Raw genomic sequence first — 17,510 nt, forward strand, 5'->3', positions numbered from 1 at the left:
AGGCTCCGAAAGGCTTTCATGACGAAGAAGAAAGTGGCAGGTTCACGGCACGCGCTCGGCGTGGCCGCCCTGCTGGCGCTGTGCGCGATGGGCGCCTCCGCCCAGATCGTGATCGGCCAGACCGCCGGCATGACCGGCTCGGTGGCCGCCAGCGTGAACGAGACCATCGGCGGCGCGCAGCTGGTGATCGACGCGGCCAACGCCCAGGGCGGCATCCACGGCGAGAAGATCGAGGTCATCCGCATGGACGACGCCTTCGACGTCAAGCGCGCCGGCGATAACGCGCGCGTGCTGATCGAGGACAAGAAGGTGCTGGCGCTCTTCATGAGCCGCGGCACGCCGCACTCGCAGGCCATCATCCCGTACCTGGACAAGAACGAGGTGGCGCTCATCGGCCCCTCGACCGGCGCGATGGTGCTGCACAAGCCGCTGCAAAAGCACGTGTTCAACGTGCGCGCCACCTACCAGCGCGAGGCCGAGAAGGCGGTGCAGCACCTGCTGACCATCGGCCTGACGCGCATCGCCGTGGTCCACGTGACCGACTCGTTCGGCGCCGACGCGCTGCAGGGTGCGATGAACGGCTTCACCAAGGGCAAGGCCCAGCCGATCGCGACCGTGCCGGCCGACCGCGAGAAGCCCGACTACAAGACCATCGTGCCCGCCATCATGAAGGCCGACGCGCAGGCGGTGGTGTGGATCGGCTCGGGCGTGGCGGTGGTCGACGGCATCAAGGCGCTGCGCGCCGCGGGCTCGGCGGCGCAGGTGGTCACGCTGTCGAACAACGCCTCGTCGGGCTTCATCAAGCAGCTGGGCGACGCCAGCCGCGGCGTGATCGTGACGCAGGTGTTCCCCAGCGAACGCTCGATGGGCCAGCCGATGGTGAAGGAGGCGCTGACGCTGGCCCGCGCCAAGGGCCAGGGCGAGCTGTCACCGGCCGCGCTCGAAGGCTTCGCCTCGGCCAAGGTGCTGGTGGAGGCCTTGCGCCGCGCGGGCCCCAAGCCCACGCGCGCCAAGGTGCTCGCGGCGCTCGAAAGCCTCAAGGGCTACGACCTGGGCGGCGGGCTCGAGGTGAGCTACTCGCCGCAGGACCACAGCGGCATCGACTTCGCGGACCTCGCGATCATCAGCGAAGGCCGCTTCAAGCGCTGACGCGCGCCCCGTCGGGTTACTTCGCGGCGGAGGCCGCGGCGGCCGGTGCAGAGGCCCCTGCAGCCGTCGGGGTGGCCGGCGTGGTCGCGTGCGTCGCGTCACCGCCGTGCTTCTCGCCGGACATGTCGACCTTGTCGCCGCCCTTCGAGATCACGTACAGGGCAATGGCGGCGAAGATGACGAAGCCGACTACGATTTTCCACATGGGTGCTGTCTCCTGAGAAGGTGAGAAAAAGGGGGATGAAGAGGGTTCAAGAAAAAGGCCTCATGCCGCGGGCATGAAGCCTCTTTGTTGAACGGAGGGTGGCCGCCGCGCGGCGCCCCCTCCCGATGCCGCCGACGATCAGTCGTTGGCGTAGATGTCCACGTCCTTGGTCTCGCGGATGAACAGCGTGCCGATCACCAGCGTGATGCCCGCGATGATGATCGGGTACCACAGGCCGTTGTACATGTTGCCGGTCGAGGCCACGATGGCGAAGGCGGTGGTCGGCAGCAGGCCGCCGAACCAGCCGTTGCCGATGTGGTACGGCAGGCTCATCGAGGTGTAGCGGATGCGCGTGGGGAACAGCTCGACCAGCATCGCCGCGATCGGGCCGTAGACCATGGTCACCAGCAGCACCAGCCAGAACAGCAGCACGATGGTCAGCACCTTGTTGATCTTGGCGGGGTCGGCCTTGGCCGGGTAGCCGGCGATCTTCAGGTCTTCGGCCACGCCCTTCTTGAAGGCGGCGATGGCCTTGACGGTGGTCTCGTCGAACTTGGAGTTCACGACCACGCCGCTGGGCGCCTCGACGGTCTTGTCGCCGATTTTCACGATGGCCGCGCTGCCGGGCGCGCCGGCCACGTTCTCGTAGCTCACCGAGTTCTGCACCAGGTAGCGCTTGGCGATGTCGCACGAGCTCTTGAAGTCGATCTCGCGGGCTACCGGGTTGCCCTGGAACGAGCAGGTCTTGGGGTCGGCCGTCACGGTGACGCCGGCCGTGGCTTGCGCGCGGGCCAGGTCGGGGTTGGCGGCTTCGGTCAGCATCTTGAAGACCGGGAAGTAGGTGACCACGGCCAGGAGGCAGCCGGCCATGATGATCGGCTTGCGGCCGATCTTGTCGGACAGCGTTCCGAAGATCACGAAGAAGGGCGTGCCCAGCAGCAGCGCGGCGGCGATCATCAGGTTGGCCGTGGTCGCATCGACCTTCAGCTGGGCCGTCAGGAAGAACAGCGCATAGAACTGGCCCGAGTACCAGACCACGGCCTGGCCGGCCGTCAGGCCCACCAGCGCCAGGATCACGATCTTCAGGTTCTTCCACTGGCCGAACGATTCGGCGAGCGGGGCCTTCGAGGTCTTGCCCTCGGCCTTCATCTTCTGGAAGGCGGGCGACTCCGACAGCGTCAGGCGGATCCACACCGAGATGGCCAGCAGCAGGATGGAGACCAGGAACGGAATGCGCCAGCCCCAGTCGTTGAACACCGCTTCGCCCAGTCCTTCACGCACGCCCAGGATGACGATCAGGCTCAGGAACAGGCCGAGCGTGGCCGTGGTCTGGATCCACGAGGTGTAGGCACCGCGCTTGCCGTGCGGCGAGTGCTCGGCCACGTAGGTGGCGGCACCGCCGTACTCGCCGCCGAGCGCCAGGCCCTGCAGCATGCGCAGCGCGATCAGGATCACCGGCGCCGCGACGCCGATGGTCGCGTAGCTGGGCAAGAGGCCGACGATGAAGGTCGACAGGCCCATGATCAGGATGGTCACCAAGAAGGTGTACTTGCGCCCGATCATGTCGCCCAGGCGGCCGAACACGATGGCGCCGAACGGACGCACCAGGAAGCCGGCGGCGAACGCCAGCAGCGCGAAGATGAAGGCCGCGCCCGCGTCCAGGCCGCTGAAGAACTGCTTGGCGATGATCGCGGCCAGCGAGCCGTAGAGGTAGAAGTCGTACCACTCGAACACGGTGCCGAGCGAGGAGGCGAAGATGACCTTCTTCTCCTCCGAGGACATGGGCCGGGGGGCCGGATGCGGCACTCCCCGCGAATCTAGTGTGGCTGCCATCGTCGTCTCCTGTGTATATGCATTCGTCGGTTCCCGGCATTCGGGACCGTGAGGCATTCTTGGAGTCGCGACTGACCCGAGCCTTGCGCGAAACTGAACCGGCGCTTACGGTTTAGGGTGAAACCCGCGCCGCTCGTTTCAGCTTGTAAGAAACAAAGACCCTGCGCGGGTTTGTCCTCATCCCCGCATTTCAGCCCTTGCTGCTGCGCAGCAAAGAGGGCCGCTGGTCGGCGCCGGTCCACTGCGGACCGTCGAACCAGGCATCGCCCTGCAGGTAGGCGCGCAGCATCGCCAGGCCGTCGAAGCCCCAGAACAGGCGCCCGTCGACCACGTAGCACGGCACGCCGAACACGCCCTGCGCCACGGCCTCATCGGTGTTGCGCTTGAGCAGGGCCTTGTTCTCGTCGCCGTTCACGTCGCGCTTCGGTGGCAGCTGCGCCGTGAGCGCGGCCAGCCGCGTGGCGTCGCCCGCCTCTTCACCGCCGCGCCACACGTGGCGAAAGAGGGTCTCGGCCGCCAGGCGGCTGATGCTGCCGTCGTCGCCCGTGGCCACGGCCAGGCGCAGGTGCGGCAGCGGGTTGTAGGGGTGCGAGGCCGGCATCTCGATGGGGATGCCGTGCGCCTGGCCCAGCCACAGCACGTGGCGGTAGGTCCAGCTGCGCTTCGAAGGAATCTCGGCCGGCCCGAGCTGGCCGTGGTGCTTGAGCAGCGCGCCCAGCAGCACGGGCTTGTAGGCCACGCTCACGCTCAGGCCTTCGAGCGCCTCGGGCAGGTGCTCGAACGCGAGGTGCGCGTAGGGCGAAATGAAGTCGAGATAAAAGTCGATGTGCTTCATGCGTCGTGGTCTCCGGTGGTGGGTTCGGGCACGCGCCAGATGCCGGCCTGGGCGCGCAGTTCGATCGCGCGCCACACCTGGCGGCGGCTGTCGTCTTCCATCTTGCTCCAGCCCGCGATCTCGGGGATGGTGCGCAGGCAGCCTTCGCAGAAGCCGCTCAGGCGGTCCATGCGGCACACCGACGAGCACGGCGAGGGCACCTCGCCGTCCATGCGCTGCACGGTGCCTGCGCGCTCGGCGAGCGCCTGCGCTTCGTCGAAGTTCACACCACGTCGGCCACCGGCGCGCCGGTGAGCTTCTCGAGATCGTTCGGGTGCAGCTGGAACACGGCGTGCGGATGGCCCGCGGCGGCCCAGATCTCCTCGAAGCGGAACAGCTCGCGGTCGATGAGCACCACGGGCTTCGTCACATGGCCCACCGGCGACACGCCGCCGATGGTGAAGCCGGTGCGGGCCTTCACGAAGTCGGCGTCGGCGCGGCCGGTCTTGCCGACGATGGCATCGACCTTTTTCTCGTCGACGCGCTTGTCACCCGAGGTGATGACCAGCACCGCCGCCTCGTCGCTCTTGCGCCGGAAGATGATGCTCTTGGCGATCTGCCCGACCGAGATGCCGAGCGCGTCGGCGGCCTGCTGCGCGGTGCGGCAGGCGTCGTCGAGCATGCGGGGCGCATGGGGATGGCCGGCGTCCTGCAGCACGCGGGAGACGCGCTGGACACCTTCAGGGAGGGAATGGAGTTCGGAACCGCACATGCGTTCGAATCTATCAGGCCGCGGGCCGCGGGCCCGTCAGGCGTTGCGCTTGAACATGAACAGGAACGCGCCCATCGCCATCAGCACGCCGCCGAAGACGCGGTTCTGCGCGCGCCGGGCGCGCACGCTGCGCAGCACGCCCTGCAGCCGCGCGGCCAGCCAGGCGTAGCCGTGCATCACGGTCACGTCGACCGCCACCGTCGTGGCCAGCAGCACCAGCAGCTGCAGCCACAGCGGGCGCGTCGGCTGGATGAACTGCGGCAGCACCGCGGCCATGAAGACGATGCCCTTGGGATTGGTCACGTTGGTGAGGAAGCCACGCAGCACGCGCTGCCGCGCCGTGAGGTCGGGTTCGCCGGCGGCTTCCGGTGTGTCGCCATCGACCCTGGCGACCGGCGCGCGCCACTGGCGCCAGCCCAGCCACAGCAGGTAGCACGCGCCCACCACCTTGATCACCGTGAACGCGGTGGCCGAGGCGGTGAGCACCGCGCCCACGCCGAGCCCCGCCACCAGCAGGATCACGGCCAGCCCCAGCTGCAGGCCGACGATGGTCGCCGTGGTGCGCCGCACGCCGTAGCTGAGCCCGTGGCTCATGCTGAGCACCGCGCCCGAACCGGGCGACACCGCGATGACGCAACTGGCCACCAGAAACGCGAGCCAGAGATGCAGGTCCATGAAAACGCCTGTGCGGTTGTGTGTTTCAGCCGGCCCGCTTGGTGCGGATGGCCTTCGAGGCGCGCGAGTTCGGTTCGCGGCCCAGTGCTTCGCTGATGTACACGCCTGCGTCGATCAGCTTGTCCAGGTCGATGCCGGTGGCGATGCCCATGCCGTGCAGCATGTAGACCACGTCTTCGGTCGCGACGTTGCCCGTCGCGCCCTTGGCGTAGGGGCAGCCACCCAGGCCGGCCGAGGACGACTGGAAGTTCCACACGCCGAGTTCGAGCGCCGCCAGCGTGTTGACCAGCGCCTGCCCGTAGGTGTCGTGGAAGTGGCCGGAGATGGCGTCGACACCGAAGTGCGCCAGCGTGGCCTCCATGGCCGCCTGCACCTTGCGCGGCGTGCCCACGCCGATGGTGTCGGCCACGTCCACGCGCTGCACGCCGATGCCCTTCATCAGTTGCGCGAGGTAGCCGACCTTGGCCGGCGCGATCTCGCCTTCGTAGGGGCAGCCCACGGTGCACGACATGGCGCCGCGCACGGCGATGCCCTTGGCGCGCGCCGCTTCGACCACGGGTGCGAAGCGCTCGATGCTCTCGGCGATCGAGCAGTTGATGTTCTTCTGGCTGAAGGCCTCGCTCGCGGCGCCGAACACCACGATCTCGTCGGGCCACTCTTCGCGCGGCGCGGCAATGGCGGCCTCGAAGCCCTTCATGTTGGGCGTGAGCACCGAGTAGAGGACGCCCGGCTTGCGCGTGATGCCATGCATCACTTCGGCGTTGTCGGCCATCTGCGGCACCCACTTGGGCGAGACGAAGCTGGTGACCTCGATCTCTTTCAGGCCGGCGTCCTGCAGGCGGTGCACGAGACCGATCTTGACCTCGGCGGAGACGGGTTGCTTTTCGTTCTGGAGGCCGTCGCGCGGACCGACGTCGACGAGCTTGACCTGGGCGGGGAGTTTCATGGGGTGTCTCTTGTGTCGCTGTCGCGGAAGGATGAAAAACCGGCTTCGATTGTCCGACACATGGCAATGCCCTGCTGGGTACACAAGTCGCGGAAGGTAGCAATGCGCGCCTGTGGGGTTGCAAATGGTGCCAACCGGTCGGCCCTGCAGGAAAACAGCCGCTAGACGGTCTCGCGCTGCGCGAAGCCGTCGGACAGATCGCTCGTGGCTTCGGCCTCGTTCACATCGACCGCCGCCACGCGCGCACCGGCCGGCCCCTGGCGCGCCCAGTGCACCAGCGCCTCGACCGCATCGGCCTCGCCGGCCACGAGCGCTTCGACCTTGCCGTCGCGCCGGTTGCGCACCCAGCCGCGCACGCCAAGCCGCTGCGCGGCCTGCACCATCGACCAGCGGTAGCCCACGCCCTGCACGAGGCCGTGGACGACGAGATGGCGGGTGATGGTGACGTGGGCGTTCATGGAAAGTGGGTCAGTACGACTTCGGCAGCCCCAGTGCCTTTTCGGCGATGAAGTTCAGGATCATCTGCGGGCTGACCGGCGCGATGCGCGGGATGTAGCTCTCGCGCAGCAGGCGCTCGACATGGTATTCCTTCGCGTAGCCCATGCCACCCAGTGTGAGCACGGCGTTCTGGCAGGCGTCGTGCGCCGCCTCGGCCGCGAGGTACTTGGCGGCGTTGGCCTCGATGCCGCAGGGCTCGCCCGCGTCGTACAGCGTGGCGGCCTTGAGCATCATGAGGTCGGCCGCCTCCAGGTTGGCCCAGGCGCGCGCGAGCGGATGCGCCACGCCCTGGTTCTGGCCGATGGGGCGGCCGAAGACGACACGCTCCTGCGCGTACTGCGAGGCGATGCGCAGCGCCGCGCGGCCGATGCCGATGGCTTCCGCCGCGATCAATATGCGCTCGGGGTTCAGGCCGTGCAGGATGTATTCGAAGCCCCGGCCCTCCTCGCCGATGCGGTCTTCTTCGGGCACTTCGAGCCCGTCGATGAAGAGCATGTTGGAGTCGACCGCCGCGCGGCCCAGCTTGTGGATGTCGCGCACCTCGACCTTGCTGCGGTCCAGCGCCGTGTAGAACAGCGTGAGGCCCTGCGTGGGCTTCTTCACCTGGTCCAGCGGCGTGGTGCGCGTGAGGATCAGCATGCGGTCGGCCACCTGCGCGGTCGAGATCCAGATCTTGCGGCCGTGCAGCAGGTAGCTGCCATTCGGCTGGCGCACCGCCTGCGTCTTGAGGCTCGTGGTGTCGAGCCCCGCGTCGGGCTCGGTCACGGCGAAGCAGGCTTTCTCGGTGCCCGCGATCAGCGGCGGCAAGAAACGCTGGCGCTGCGCCTCGGTGCCGAACACCACCACCGGGTTGAGGCCGAAGATATTCATGTGCACCGACGACGCGCCCGACATGCCCGCGCCCGACGCGCTGATGGCGCGCATCATCAGCGCCGCCTCGGTGATGCCCAGCCCCGCGCCGCCCTGCGCCTCGGGCATGGCGATGCCGAGCCAGCCGCTGTCGGCGACGGCGCGGTGGAATTCGCGCGGAAACACGGCGCGGTCGTCGTGGTCGCGCCAGTAGTCGATGGGAAAGTCTTCGCACAGGCGCTCGATGGCCGCGACGAGCGAGCGCTGGTCTTCGTTCAGGGAGAAATTCATTCGCTGTTGTCTTTCAGGGGTTCCGGCTGCAGCGTGACGCCGCGCGCGAGCATGCGGTCGATGGCTTCGTCGTCGTAGCCCGCTTCGCGCAGCAACTCCACGCTCTGCTCGCCGATGCGCGGCGCGGGCCGGCGGATGGCCGCGGGCGTGGCGCTGTAGCGGCCGACGGGCGCGAGCGTGCGGATGCGGCCTTCGCTCGGGTGGTCGAACTCGGGGAAGAAATCGACGGCGCGCAGGTGCGGGTCGTCGAGCAGGCTTTCGGTGGTGTGCAGGCGCGCGACGGGGATGTCGGCGGCTTCGAGCAGCGCCATCCATTCGTCGCTGCCGCGCGTGGCCATCACCTCGGCGACGAACGCATAGACCGCGCCGATGTTCGCGGCGCGCGCCGTGTGCGTGCCGAACATCGGCGAGCTGCGCAGCTCCGGCCGGCCGATCACGTCGAAGAAGGCCTGCCAGTGCTTGTCGTTGTAGATGAGCACGCCGAGGTAACCGTCGGCCGTGGCGTAGGGCTTGCGGTGCTCCGCGAGCAGGCGCGCGTAGCCGGTGGGGCCGAGCGGCGGCTCGAAGCTGTGGCCGCCGAGGTGGTCGCCCATCACGAACTGAGAGAGCGCCTCGAACATCGGCACTTCCACCGCCTGGCCCTGGCCGGTGCGCTGCGCGCTGAGCACGGCCGCGAGCAGCGCGATGGCGGCCTGCAGGCCCACGGCGCGATCGGCCAGCGTGACGGGCGCGTAGCGCGGCGCACCGCCGCTTTGCTGCGCGAAGAGCGAGGCGACGCCGGCCGCGCCCTGGATCAGGTCGTCGTACGCAGGCTTGCCGGCATACGGGCCTTCTTCGCCGTAGCCGAAGGCGCCGAGGTAGACGATCTTCGGATTGACCGCGGCCACGGCCTCGTAGCCGAGCCCCAGCCGCGCCATGGCCTGCGGGCGCGTGTTGTAGATGAGCGCATCGCAGCCCGCCGCGAGCCGCAGGCAGGCCTCGCGGCCTTCGGGCTGCTTGAGGTCGAGCACGATGGAGCGCTTGTTCCGGTTCAGGTGCATCGCCATCGCGCCCATGCCCGCATGGCGCATCGGGCCGACGGCGCGCAGGTTGTCGCCCGACGGCGGCTCGACCTTGATGACGTCGGCGCCGAGGTCGCCGAGCGTCTGCGTGGCGTAGGGGCCCATCACCACGGCCGTGAGGTCGAGGATGCGGAGGCCGTGAAGTGGTCCCGTGGTGTTCATGTCTTGGCTCCTTCCCCTTCCGGGGGAAGGTTGGGATGGGGGCAGGCAGAGCGCCCGATGGATACGCCGCGTGCCCCCACCCCGGCCCCCCCCCGGAAGGGGAGGGAGAAAGTCGGTTCAGCGCTCATTCCGGTTGAATGCCCGCAGCCTGGATCAGCTTCTTCCACTTCGCCAGCTCCGACACGGTGAAGGCCCCGAGTTCTTCCGGCGTGCTGCCGAACGCATCGAAGCCCAGCCTGCTCACGCGCTCGCGAAAGACCGTGCCGTTCGCCATCTCCGACAACGCCTTGTTGAGCTTGAACACGACATCGCGCGGCGTGCCGGCCGGCGCGAACACGCCGTTCCACGAGGTGATGTCGAAGCCCTTGAGCTCGGGCGTGTCGGCCAGCGGCGGCAGTTCGGGAAAGAGCTTGGTGCGCTCCTGCGTGGTGACCGCAATGGCGCGCATCTTGCCGGCCTTGACCGTGGCGAGCCCCGCGGCGAGGTCGACCACCATCATCGACACCTGTCCGCCGATGAGGTCGGCGATGGCCGGCGGCGTGCTCTTGTAGGGCACGTGCAGCATCGGGATGCCGCTCATGCGCGACAGCGTGGCGCCGCTCACGATGCCGGTGCTGTTGCCGCTGGCGTAGGTCAGCTTGCCGGGATGCGCGCGGCCCCAGGCCAGCAGCTCGGCCACGCTCTTCACGGGCAGGTCGTTGTTCACCACCAGCATGAACGGCAGGTTGCCCATGCGGCTGACGGGCGCGAAGTCTTTCACCGGGTCGTAGGGCAGCGACTTCATCAGGCTCGGGTTGGCCGAGTGCGTGGTGTTGGTCGTCATGAAGAGCGTGTAGCCGTCGGGCGGCGCCTTGGCCACCAGCTCGGCCGCGATCACGCCGCTGGCGCCGGCCCGGTTGTCGACGATCACCGAGCCCTTGAGCGCCTCGCCCAGCATCTGCGCGGTGATGCGCGCCACCGCGTCGGTGCCGCTGCCGGCCGCGAAGGGCACGATGAGCTTGATCGGTTGCTTCGGGTAGCCGCCGTCCTGCGCGAAGGCCCAGGGCGCGGCGCCCACGAGGCCCGCGGCAGCGCCGATGGAAATGAAACGGCGGCGGCTTTCCACCGCGACTGTTTCTGTCGCGTTCTTCGTCTGCATGGTTGTGTCTCCGGGGTTGTCGTTCAGGGCCGGATCACGCGCTCCGGCGATTCCTCGTACGGCGGGCTGTAGATCACCAGCACGCGCACCGGCTCGTCGCTCACCACCGTGAAGGTGTGCATCGCGTCGGCCGGAAAAAAGCAGCTGTCGCCGGGGTGCAGCTCCTGCCGCTGGCCACCCACCTCGGCGACCGCGCGGCCTTCGAGCATGTAGCAGACCTGTTCGATGCCCGGGTGCGCATGCGGCAGCGCGCCCTTGCCCTTCTGGATATGGCCCACCAGCACCTCGAGCTGCTTCGCACCCACCGTCTCGGGACCGATCAGGCGCTTGTTCAGCGTGCCGGTGTGGTTGGCGGGGTGGTAGCCGGTGATCTCGTCCTCGCGGACGAAGTAGCGCGCAGCGGTTTCAGTCATCGGGGGTTCTCTGTCTTGGGTTCGATCGCCAGGCACGCCGAGCGCAGCATCGCGGCGATGTCGTCGATGCGCGCTTCCATGCGGTAGCGCGGGCCGGCCACTGAGATCGCGTAGGCCTCGCCGCCGATGCGCAGCGGCCAGGCCAGGCCGATCAGGTCGGGAATGCTTTCGCCGAGGTTGCCGTACCAGCCGCGCGCGGCGCCGCGCTGCAGCTCGGCCTCGATGGCGTCGGCGGTGGTGAGCGTGGCATCGGTCAGCGGCGCGAGCGTCATGCCCTCGAGCAGCTTGCGGCGCGCCTCGGGCGCGAGCGTGGACAGCAGCGCGCGGCCCAGCGAGTTGGCGTACGCGGGGCGTGTTTCGCCCGATTCGGCCGTGTAGCGGATGCGCTGCGGCGCGCTCAGCACATCGAGGTAGACGACGTGCTCAGCATCGCGGAACTTGCCGAACACCACCGTTTCGCAGGCGGCATCGCGCAGTTCCTCGAGCGTGGCCTTCACCCGGTCGAGCACCGGATCGTGCGCGGCGATGACCTGCGCCATGGCCAGCAGCCGCCCCGTGGGGTAGTAGCCCTGGCGGCGGCCGGTCTCGTACATGTAGCCCTGCTCTTCGAGCGTGCGGATCAGGCCCAGGCAGCTGGACACCGGCATGTCGAGCAGCCGCGCCATCTCGGACAGGGCCAGCGGCTGCTTCTCCCGGGCAAAGAGCTCGACGATCTCGATCACGCGAAACGCTGTTTTCACAACCATGAAGAAATTTTCTCGTATGTGAAAAACAAAAGCGTCGGGGTTTTCCCCCGCCGGCCGCGTGTCAGCCGGACCGTCGTCGGCGCCGGACCGTCAGTAGCCGCGGACGGGATCGACGATGCCGGCGATCGGCAGGCCCTGCTCCATCGCGCGGATCTTCCCGGCGATCTGGGCGATGGACTCCTCGCGCAGCGTGCGCGCCGAGCCGTGCGGCGTCACGGTGATCTTCGGATGCCGCCAGAAGGCATGGTCGGCCGGCAGCGGCTCGACCTGGAACACGTCGAGCGTGGCGCCCGCGAGCTGGCCGGCGTCGAGCATCGGGATCAGGTCGTCTTCGACCAGGTGGCCGCCGCGCGCGATGCTGATGAGGTAGCCCTCGGGCTTGAGCTTGCCCAGCGTGGTGCGGTTCAGGATGCCGCGCGTGGACTCGGTCAGCGGCAGCAGGTTGACCAGCACGCGCGTGGACGCCAGGAACTCGTCGAACTGCGCTTCGCCGCTGAACACCTGCACGCCGTCGAGCGCCTTGGGCGAACGGCTCCAGCCGAGCACCGGGAATTCGAACTGCGCCACGGCCTTGGCCACGCGCTCGCCGAGCACGCCCAGGCCCATGATTCCGACCGGGAAGTCGCGCCGCAGCTTCGGCTTGCGGTAGCTCCACTTGCCCTCGCGCGCATCGGCCTCGTACACGTCGAACTCGCGGAAGTGGCGGATGAGCGTGTGGCACACATACTCGGCCATCTGCACCGACATGCCCGCGTCGTCCAGGCGCACGATGCGCGTGTGCGCCGGCACCTTGAGCTTGAGCAGCGCATCGACGCCCGCGCCGATGTTGAACAGGCCGCGCAGGTCGGGCTGCTCGTCGAGGAACTGCTGGGGCGGTGCCCACACCACGCCGTGGTCGGCCTGCGGCGCGCCGGGCGTCCAGGCTTCGATGGTGGCTTCGGGGAGTTCGGCCTTCAGGCCATCGATCCAGGGATCGGGACGGTTATCGGTGAGGTAGACGGAGATTCGCATGGGCGCCATCTTAGAAGGCACCGGCTTGTTGCGTCGCGCGCCATCTCCTATGCTCGACCGCATTCAGCCACCCAGGAGACACCTTCCATGATCAAAGTCAGCGTGATGTACCCCCACACCCCCGGCGCGCGGTTCGACCACGACTACTACCGCGACCAGCACATGCCGATGCTCAAGGCCCGCATGGGCGACGCCTGCCTCTCGTACACCATCGACAAGGGCCTGGGCGGCGGCGCCCCGGGTTCGCCGCCCACGTATGTCGGCATGTGCCACGTGTTCGCCGAATCGGTCGAGTCCTTCCAGAAGGCCTTCGGCCCGCACGTGAAGGAGATCATGGGCGACGTGAAGAACTACACCGACATCGCGCCGGTGATGCAGATCAGTGAAGTGGTGGTGGGCTGACGCACCACTTCGCTTCTGACCGGACTCAGGCCTTGCCGGTCCGGCGACGACGCCACAGCACCCGCACCAGCCACCCCACGGGCAGCACCACCAGCAGCAGCCACGGCAGCGCCGCGGCCACGAAGGTGATGAGCGCGCCCACGCTTTCGGCCAGCACGTCGCCGGCGTTACGCAGCGCGTGCGCCATCGGGCTGTAGCCGTCGCTGCCGCTGACCAGCGCGCGCTTGGGCGTGAACTGGATCTGGATGTGCTGCTTGCTGGTCTGCTGCGCCAGCACCTTGCGCTGGGTGGCGATGGCGTCGAGCTCGGCCTGCGTGTCCGACAGCGTGCGCTGGATCGCCAGCAGGTCGGCCATGGTGCGCTTGGTGACGGTGTCGCGCAGCATGACGCGCAGGCTGTCGCGGAACTCGGCGCGGTTCTTGATGCGGGCCTCGACGTCGATCACCTCGGAGGTCTTGTCCTCGCTGGTGGTGGTGTGCGAGACCACGTTCGCCACGCCGGCCAGGCCGCCGAGCAGCTTGTCGACGTCGGCGGGTTCCACGCGCATCTCGAGCAGGGCATTGCCCGGCTGCTGCGGCGTCTCGCGCAGCAGCGAAGACGACAGCAGCTCGCACTTCAGCGTGCCGCACAGGTCGCGCACCTTGCCCCAGGCGTCGGCGAGCTGTTCGGCCGGGACTTCGACGTTCAGGTCCTGGCGCACGGCCAGGAAGCGCTGCAGCGCGGTTTCGCCACTGCCGCCCCGCGCCTCGTCGGACTGCGACGCGGCGATCTCGGCCTGCGGCGCGCGCGCCCTCTGCTCCTTCATGGCCATGCCGCCGCCGTAGCCCATCGGCGGCGCCTGCATGGGCGCAGGCGCGGAGGCCGGCGCGACCGACTCGGCGCCGCGCTCGCGGCCACAGCCGGCCAGCGACAGGGCAGCCGCCAGGGCCAGCAGGACAGCGCCCGCGCGATGGCGCACGGCGGCGCGGGGTGTCGACAGGAAAAGGGTGCGGCGGATCATCAGGACTCCTTGAAAAGAATGACTACCACCGCTGATACGGGCGAGCGCCCGGATCGGGGTTAAGCGGCTGCCGCCATTCGCAACAATTCGTCGCCTTCCGCCACCTGCTCGCCCGGCGAGAACATCAGTTCTTCCACCGTGCCGTCGGCCGGCGCGGCGATGGTGTGCTCCATCTTCATGGCTTCCATCACGGCCAGCGGCTGGCCGCGGCTGACCTTGTCGCCGGCCTTGACCGCGAAGGACACGACCTTGCCGGGCATCGGCGCCGTGAGGCGGCCGCCTTCGGCGTGGGTGTCGCCCGCGTGGGCGAGGCGGTCGATGGCCGTGAGGCGCGTGGCGCCCTTCGCCGCGAACACGTGGGCGGTGGCGCCGTCCACGTGCACGTCGAGGGTCTGGCGCGTGCCGGCGAACTCGAGCTCGAACTCGCCCGTGGGAAAGCGCCCGATGGTGAGCGGGCCTTCGACACCGCCCACGGCGAGGTTCAGGCCGCCGTCGCGGCGGTAGGTCAAGAGTGCGCTGTGCTCGGCGCCGCGGAACTCGAAGTCGAAGCGGCGCTTGTACTCGCCATGCGCGCGCCAACCATCGCGGCGCTCGAAGGGGTCGGGCACGCCGACCGGTGCTTCGGTGACCAGCGTGCGCGTGATGGCGGCGGCCGCGGCCAGCGGCAGGCCCAGCGGCTCGCGGTCGAACAGCACGGCGCGCTCGCGCTCGATGAGCGCGGTGTCGAGGTTGGCCTTCGAGAACGACTCGGTCGCCAGGATGCCGCGCAGGAACTGCACGTTGGTCGACACGCCCACGATCTGCACCTGGGCCAGCGCGGCATCGAGCCGGGCCAGCGCTTCGGCGCGCGTGCTGCCGTGCACGATGAGCTTGGCGATCATCGAGTCGTAGAAGGGAGAGATCTCGCCGCCCTCGCGCACGCCGTCGTCGATGCGCACGCGGCTGCGCTGGAAGGCCGTGGCTTGCGGCTTGCGGTACACGCGCAAGGTGCCGGTGGCGGGCAGGAAGTTGTTGTCGGGGTTCTCGGCGCAGATGCGCGCCTCGATGGCGTGGCCGTGAATCTGCAGTTCCGATTGCTTGGCGGGCAGCGGCTCACCCGAGGCCACGCGCAGTTGCCACTCCACCAGGTCGAGGCCCGTGATCGCTTCCGTCACCGGGTGTTCGACTTGCAGGCGCGTGTTCATCTCCATGAAGAAGAAGTTCATCTCGCCGCCTTCGCGCTGCTCGACGATGAACTCGACAGTGCCTGCACCGACGTAGTTCACAGCACGAGCGGCAGCCACGGCCGCATCGCCCATCTGCTTGCGCATCGCTTCGGTCATGCCGGGCGCGGGCGCTTCCTCGAGCACCTTCTGGTGGCGCCGCTGCACCGAGCAGTCGCGCTCGAACAGGTAGACGTAGTTGCCCTGCGTGTCGCCGAACACCTGGATCTCGATGTGGCGCGGGCGCTGCACGTACTTCTCGATCAGCACCGCGTCGTCGCCGAAGCTGTTGATGGCTTCGCGCTTGCACGAGGCCAGCGCGGCCTCGAAGTCGGCGGCCTTGTCGACCGCGCGCATGCCCTTGCCGCCGCCGCCGGCGCTGGCCTTGATGAGCACCGGGTAGCCGATGCGGTCGGCTTCGCGCTGCAGCAGCGCCGGGTCCTGGTCGCTGCCGTGGTAGCCGGGCACCAGCGGCACGCCGGCCTTTTCCATCAGCTGCTTCGACTCGGCCTTCAGGCCCATGGCCTTGATCGCCGAGGGCGGCGGGCCGATGAAGGCCAGGCCGGCGTCGGCGCAGGCCTGCGCGAACTCTTCGTTCTCGCTGAGGAAGCCGTAGCCCGGGTGCACGGCTTCGGCGCCCGTGGCCTTGGCGGCCTCGAGGATCTTTTCCCAGCGCAGGTAGCTGTCCTTCGGGGCGCTGCCGCCGAGGTACACCGACTCGTCGCAGGCGCGCACATGGTTGGCGTGCGCATCGGCATCGGAGTACACGGCGACGGTGCGAACCGCCATGCGGCGTGCGGTTGCAGCCACTCGGCAGGCGATCTCGCCACGGTTGGCGATGAGGATCTTCTTAAACATTCGGAGTGTCTCCCGGAGGATTCTTTTTCAGTTGAAAGGCGGACGTGACGCCCGGATCGGGCCGGCCACTGAAGATGCGTGCCACGCGGCTGAACAGCGCGCGCAGAAAACGCCAGCTCTTGCGGATGAGCCACACGCTGAGCACGAGCACGAAGACGAACAGCACGAGAAAGACCAGCGGATGCGCCACCGCGAGCCACAGCCCGGCCGGCACCATCGAGTCTTCGACCAGCGACGCACCGACGTTCGAGAACGGCTCGGGCGAGGTGTTGATGGCCGCGCGCGTGGTGGCCTTGGCCGCATGCGCCGTGGCCGCGAAGCCGCCGCCCAGCAGCGCCGCGACGACGGCCATGGCGCCATGGTCGGCACCGAACACGCTGGCCGCGAGCGCCGCGCCGGCCGGAATGCGGATGGCGGTGTGCACCACGTCCCACAGCGAGTCCAGGCCCGGGATCTTGTCGGCGAAGAACTCGACGAACACCATGAAGCCGCTGACCGCGAGCACGATCGGATGCGCGAGCATCTGCAGCCCCGCAGGCAGTGGCACCCAGCCGAAGTAGCCGACCAGGCCGGTCAGCAGCACGACGAGGTACAGGCGCACGCCGCTGGCCCAGCCGATGGCGGCGGCCAGTGCGAGCAGTTGCGGCATGTCGAGTGCGTTCATGGCGGTCCCTGGTTGGCTGTCAGCCGGCGAGCCAGGACGGCTTGCGCTTCTGCAGGAAAGCCTGCACGCCCTCGCGGCCTTCGTCGCTGGCGCGGATGTCGGCGATGCCTTCGACCGTCTTGGCGATGAGCGCGCTGTCGATCTCGCGGCCGGCCACGTCGGCGATCAGCTGCTTGCAGGCGCGCACGGCGGCGGGGCTGGCGCCGGTGAGGGCCTTCAGCAGCTCGTCGACCTTGGCGTCGAGCGCGTCGACGGCCACCACTTCATGCACGAAGCCGATGCGGTGCGCCTCGGCGGCGGTGAAGCGCTCGGCCGTGAGGAAGTAGCGCTGCGAGGCGCGCGGGCCCATCGCACGCAGCACGTACGGGCTGATGGTCGCGGGCACGAGGCCGATCTTCACTTCGCTCAGGCAATACCACGCGGTGTCGACGCTCACGGCCATGTCGCACGCGGCCACGAGCCCCATGCCGCCCGCGTACACGTCGCCTTGCACGCGCGCGATGGTGGGCTTGGGGCACTCGGCGATGGTGCGCAGCATGTCGGCCAGCTTGCCCGCGTCGGCGAGGTTCTCGTCGCGCGTGTAATCGGCCATGCGGCGCATCCAGTTCAGGTTCGCGCCCGCGCAGAAGGCCGGGCCGTTCGCGCCGAGCACGACGGCCTTGACCTGCGGTGCGGCGCCGGCCTCGAGAAAAGCCTGCGTCAGCTCGGCGATCACGACGTCGTCGAAGGCGTTGCGCGCGTCGGGCTGGTCGAGCCAGATGCGTGCGACCGCGCCGTCGATGGCGAGGTTCAGCTTGGTGAAGGTGCTGCTCATGCGGTGC

The 17,510-nt window shown here is 68.8% G+C and carries 20 protein-coding genes; 2 read left to right on the forward strand and 18 right to left on the reverse strand.

The genetic code is table 11. From position 1 onward, the window contains the following. Positions 1-18 precede the first annotated feature (18 nt). On the forward strand, positions 19-1,149 hold the full coding sequence (locus AC07OH_RS24365; RefSeq protein WP_062477357.1) for an ABC transporter substrate-binding protein: 1,131 nt from the start codon (positions 19-21) through the stop codon (positions 1,147-1,149). Positions 1,150-1,165: 16 nt separating this feature from the next. On the opposite strand, the gene AC07OH_RS24370 is transcribed toward AC07OH_RS24365, so the two are convergent. The 14 genes from AC07OH_RS24370 to AC07OH_RS24435 all read right to left on the reverse strand — a co-directional run bounded on the left by AC07OH_RS24370 (position 1,166) and on the right by AC07OH_RS24435 (position 12,563). Beyond that, a complete protein-coding gene (locus AC07OH_RS24370) occupies positions 1,166-1,354 on the reverse strand; it encodes a hypothetical protein (protein ID WP_495302419.1) in 189 nt (62 codons plus the stop codon). Between the two features lie 138 nt (positions 1,355-1,492). Continuing rightward, positions 1,493-3,187, reverse strand: a complete 1,695-nt coding sequence (locus AC07OH_RS24375) for an MFS transporter (RefSeq protein WP_489062511.1) — start codon at positions 3,185-3,187, stop codon at positions 1,493-1,495. Between the two features lie 190 nt (positions 3,188-3,377). Further along, positions 3,378-4,022 (reverse strand): 2-hydroxychromene-2-carboxylate isomerase, encoded by a 645-nt coding sequence (locus AC07OH_RS24380; RefSeq protein WP_495302420.1) that lies wholly within the window; start codon positions 4,020-4,022, stop codon positions 3,378-3,380. Continuing rightward, positions 4,019-4,288: a DUF1289 domain-containing protein gene (locus AC07OH_RS24385; protein ID WP_495302421.1), complete on the reverse strand. Its 270-nt coding sequence runs from the start codon at positions 4,286-4,288 to the stop codon at positions 4,019-4,021. The genes AC07OH_RS24380 and AC07OH_RS24385 overlap by 4 nt, the downstream gene beginning before the upstream one ends. Next, on the reverse strand, positions 4,285-4,773 hold the full coding sequence (locus AC07OH_RS24390; protein ID WP_056577405.1) for a YbaK/EbsC family protein: 489 nt from the start codon (positions 4,771-4,773) through the stop codon (positions 4,285-4,287). The genes AC07OH_RS24385 and AC07OH_RS24390 overlap by 4 nt, the downstream gene beginning before the upstream one ends. A gap of 36 nt (positions 4,774-4,809) precedes the next feature. Continuing rightward, positions 4,810-5,448, reverse strand: a complete 639-nt coding sequence (gene rhtB, locus AC07OH_RS24395; RefSeq protein WP_495302422.1) for a homoserine/homoserine lactone efflux protein — start codon at positions 5,446-5,448, stop codon at positions 4,810-4,812. Positions 5,449-5,473: 25 nt separating this feature from the next. Further along, entirely contained in the window at positions 5,474-6,394 is a 921-nt protein-coding gene (locus AC07OH_RS24400; protein ID WP_495302423.1) for a hydroxymethylglutaryl-CoA lyase, read from the reverse strand. Between the two features lie 161 nt (positions 6,395-6,555). Next, positions 6,556-6,852 carry an acylphosphatase gene (locus tag AC07OH_RS24405; RefSeq protein ID WP_495302424.1) on the reverse strand — a complete coding sequence of 99 codons (297 nt, stop codon included), beginning with the start codon at positions 6,850-6,852 and terminating at the stop codon, positions 6,556-6,558. A 10-nt stretch (positions 6,853-6,862) separates the two neighbouring features. Next, positions 6,863-8,032: an acyl-CoA dehydrogenase family protein gene (locus tag AC07OH_RS24410; RefSeq protein WP_495302425.1), complete on the reverse strand. Its 1,170-nt coding sequence runs from the start codon at positions 8,030-8,032 to the stop codon at positions 6,863-6,865. Further along, on the reverse strand, positions 8,029-9,255 hold the full coding sequence (locus tag AC07OH_RS24415; protein ID WP_495302426.1) for a CaiB/BaiF CoA transferase family protein: 1,227 nt from the start codon (positions 9,253-9,255) through the stop codon (positions 8,029-8,031). The genes AC07OH_RS24410 and AC07OH_RS24415 overlap by 4 nt, the downstream gene beginning before the upstream one ends. 124 nt (positions 9,256-9,379) lie before the next feature. Then, complete coding sequence (locus AC07OH_RS24420; RefSeq protein ID WP_495302427.1) at positions 9,380-10,393, reverse strand: Bug family tripartite tricarboxylate transporter substrate binding protein; 1,014 nt, start codon at positions 10,391-10,393, stop codon at positions 9,380-9,382. Positions 10,394-10,416: 23 nt separating this feature from the next. Continuing rightward, positions 10,417-10,806, reverse strand: a complete 390-nt coding sequence (locus tag AC07OH_RS24425; protein ID WP_062477320.1) for a cupin domain-containing protein — start codon at positions 10,804-10,806, stop codon at positions 10,417-10,419. Next, positions 10,803-11,552 carry an IclR family transcriptional regulator gene (locus tag AC07OH_RS24430; RefSeq protein WP_062477316.1) on the reverse strand — a complete coding sequence of 250 codons (750 nt, stop codon included), beginning with the start codon at positions 11,550-11,552 and terminating at the stop codon, positions 10,803-10,805. The genes AC07OH_RS24425 and AC07OH_RS24430 overlap by 4 nt, the downstream gene beginning before the upstream one ends. A 90-nt stretch (positions 11,553-11,642) precedes the next feature. Further along, positions 11,643-12,563, reverse strand: coding sequence for a 2-hydroxyacid dehydrogenase (locus AC07OH_RS24435; protein ID WP_101491266.1), 921 nt, complete (start codon positions 12,561-12,563; stop codon positions 11,643-11,645). Positions 12,564-12,650: 87 nt separating this feature from the next. Between AC07OH_RS24435 and AC07OH_RS24440 the strand changes: the two genes are divergently transcribed. Further along, entirely contained in the window at positions 12,651-12,965 is a 315-nt protein-coding gene (locus tag AC07OH_RS24440; protein WP_062477314.1) for an EthD family reductase, read from the forward strand. A gap of 25 nt (positions 12,966-12,990) precedes the next feature. Here AC07OH_RS24440 and AC07OH_RS24445 read toward each other — a convergent pair whose 3' ends face one another. Genes AC07OH_RS24445 through AC07OH_RS24460 form a run of 4 tightly spaced genes read right to left on the reverse strand, consistent with a single transcriptional unit; the run spans position 12,991 to position 17,503 of the window. Then, the gene (locus AC07OH_RS24445) at positions 12,991-13,965 is read right to left on the reverse strand and encodes a DUF4349 domain-containing protein (RefSeq protein WP_495302428.1); all 975 of its coding nucleotides are present in this window, start codon (positions 13,963-13,965) and stop codon (positions 12,991-12,993) included. 59 nt (positions 13,966-14,024) lie between these two features. Further along, positions 14,025-16,025, reverse strand: coding sequence for an acetyl/propionyl/methylcrotonyl-CoA carboxylase subunit alpha (locus tag AC07OH_RS24450; protein WP_495302429.1), 2,001 nt, complete (start codon positions 16,023-16,025; stop codon positions 14,025-14,027). Next, the gene (locus AC07OH_RS24455; protein ID WP_095947914.1) at positions 16,018-16,689 is read right to left on the reverse strand and encodes a DUF4126 domain-containing protein; all 672 of its coding nucleotides are present in this window, start codon (positions 16,687-16,689) and stop codon (positions 16,018-16,020) included. Before AC07OH_RS24455 ends, AC07OH_RS24450 begins: the two co-directional genes overlap by 8 nt. Positions 16,690-16,708: 19 nt before the next feature. Beyond that, a complete protein-coding gene (locus tag AC07OH_RS24460; protein ID WP_495302430.1) occupies positions 16,709-17,503 on the reverse strand; it encodes an enoyl-CoA hydratase/isomerase family protein in 795 nt (264 codons plus the stop codon). Positions 17,504-17,510: the final 7 nt, after the last annotated feature.

It is taken from the genome of Variovorax sp. GW821-FHT10C12, from assembly GCF_059415405.1.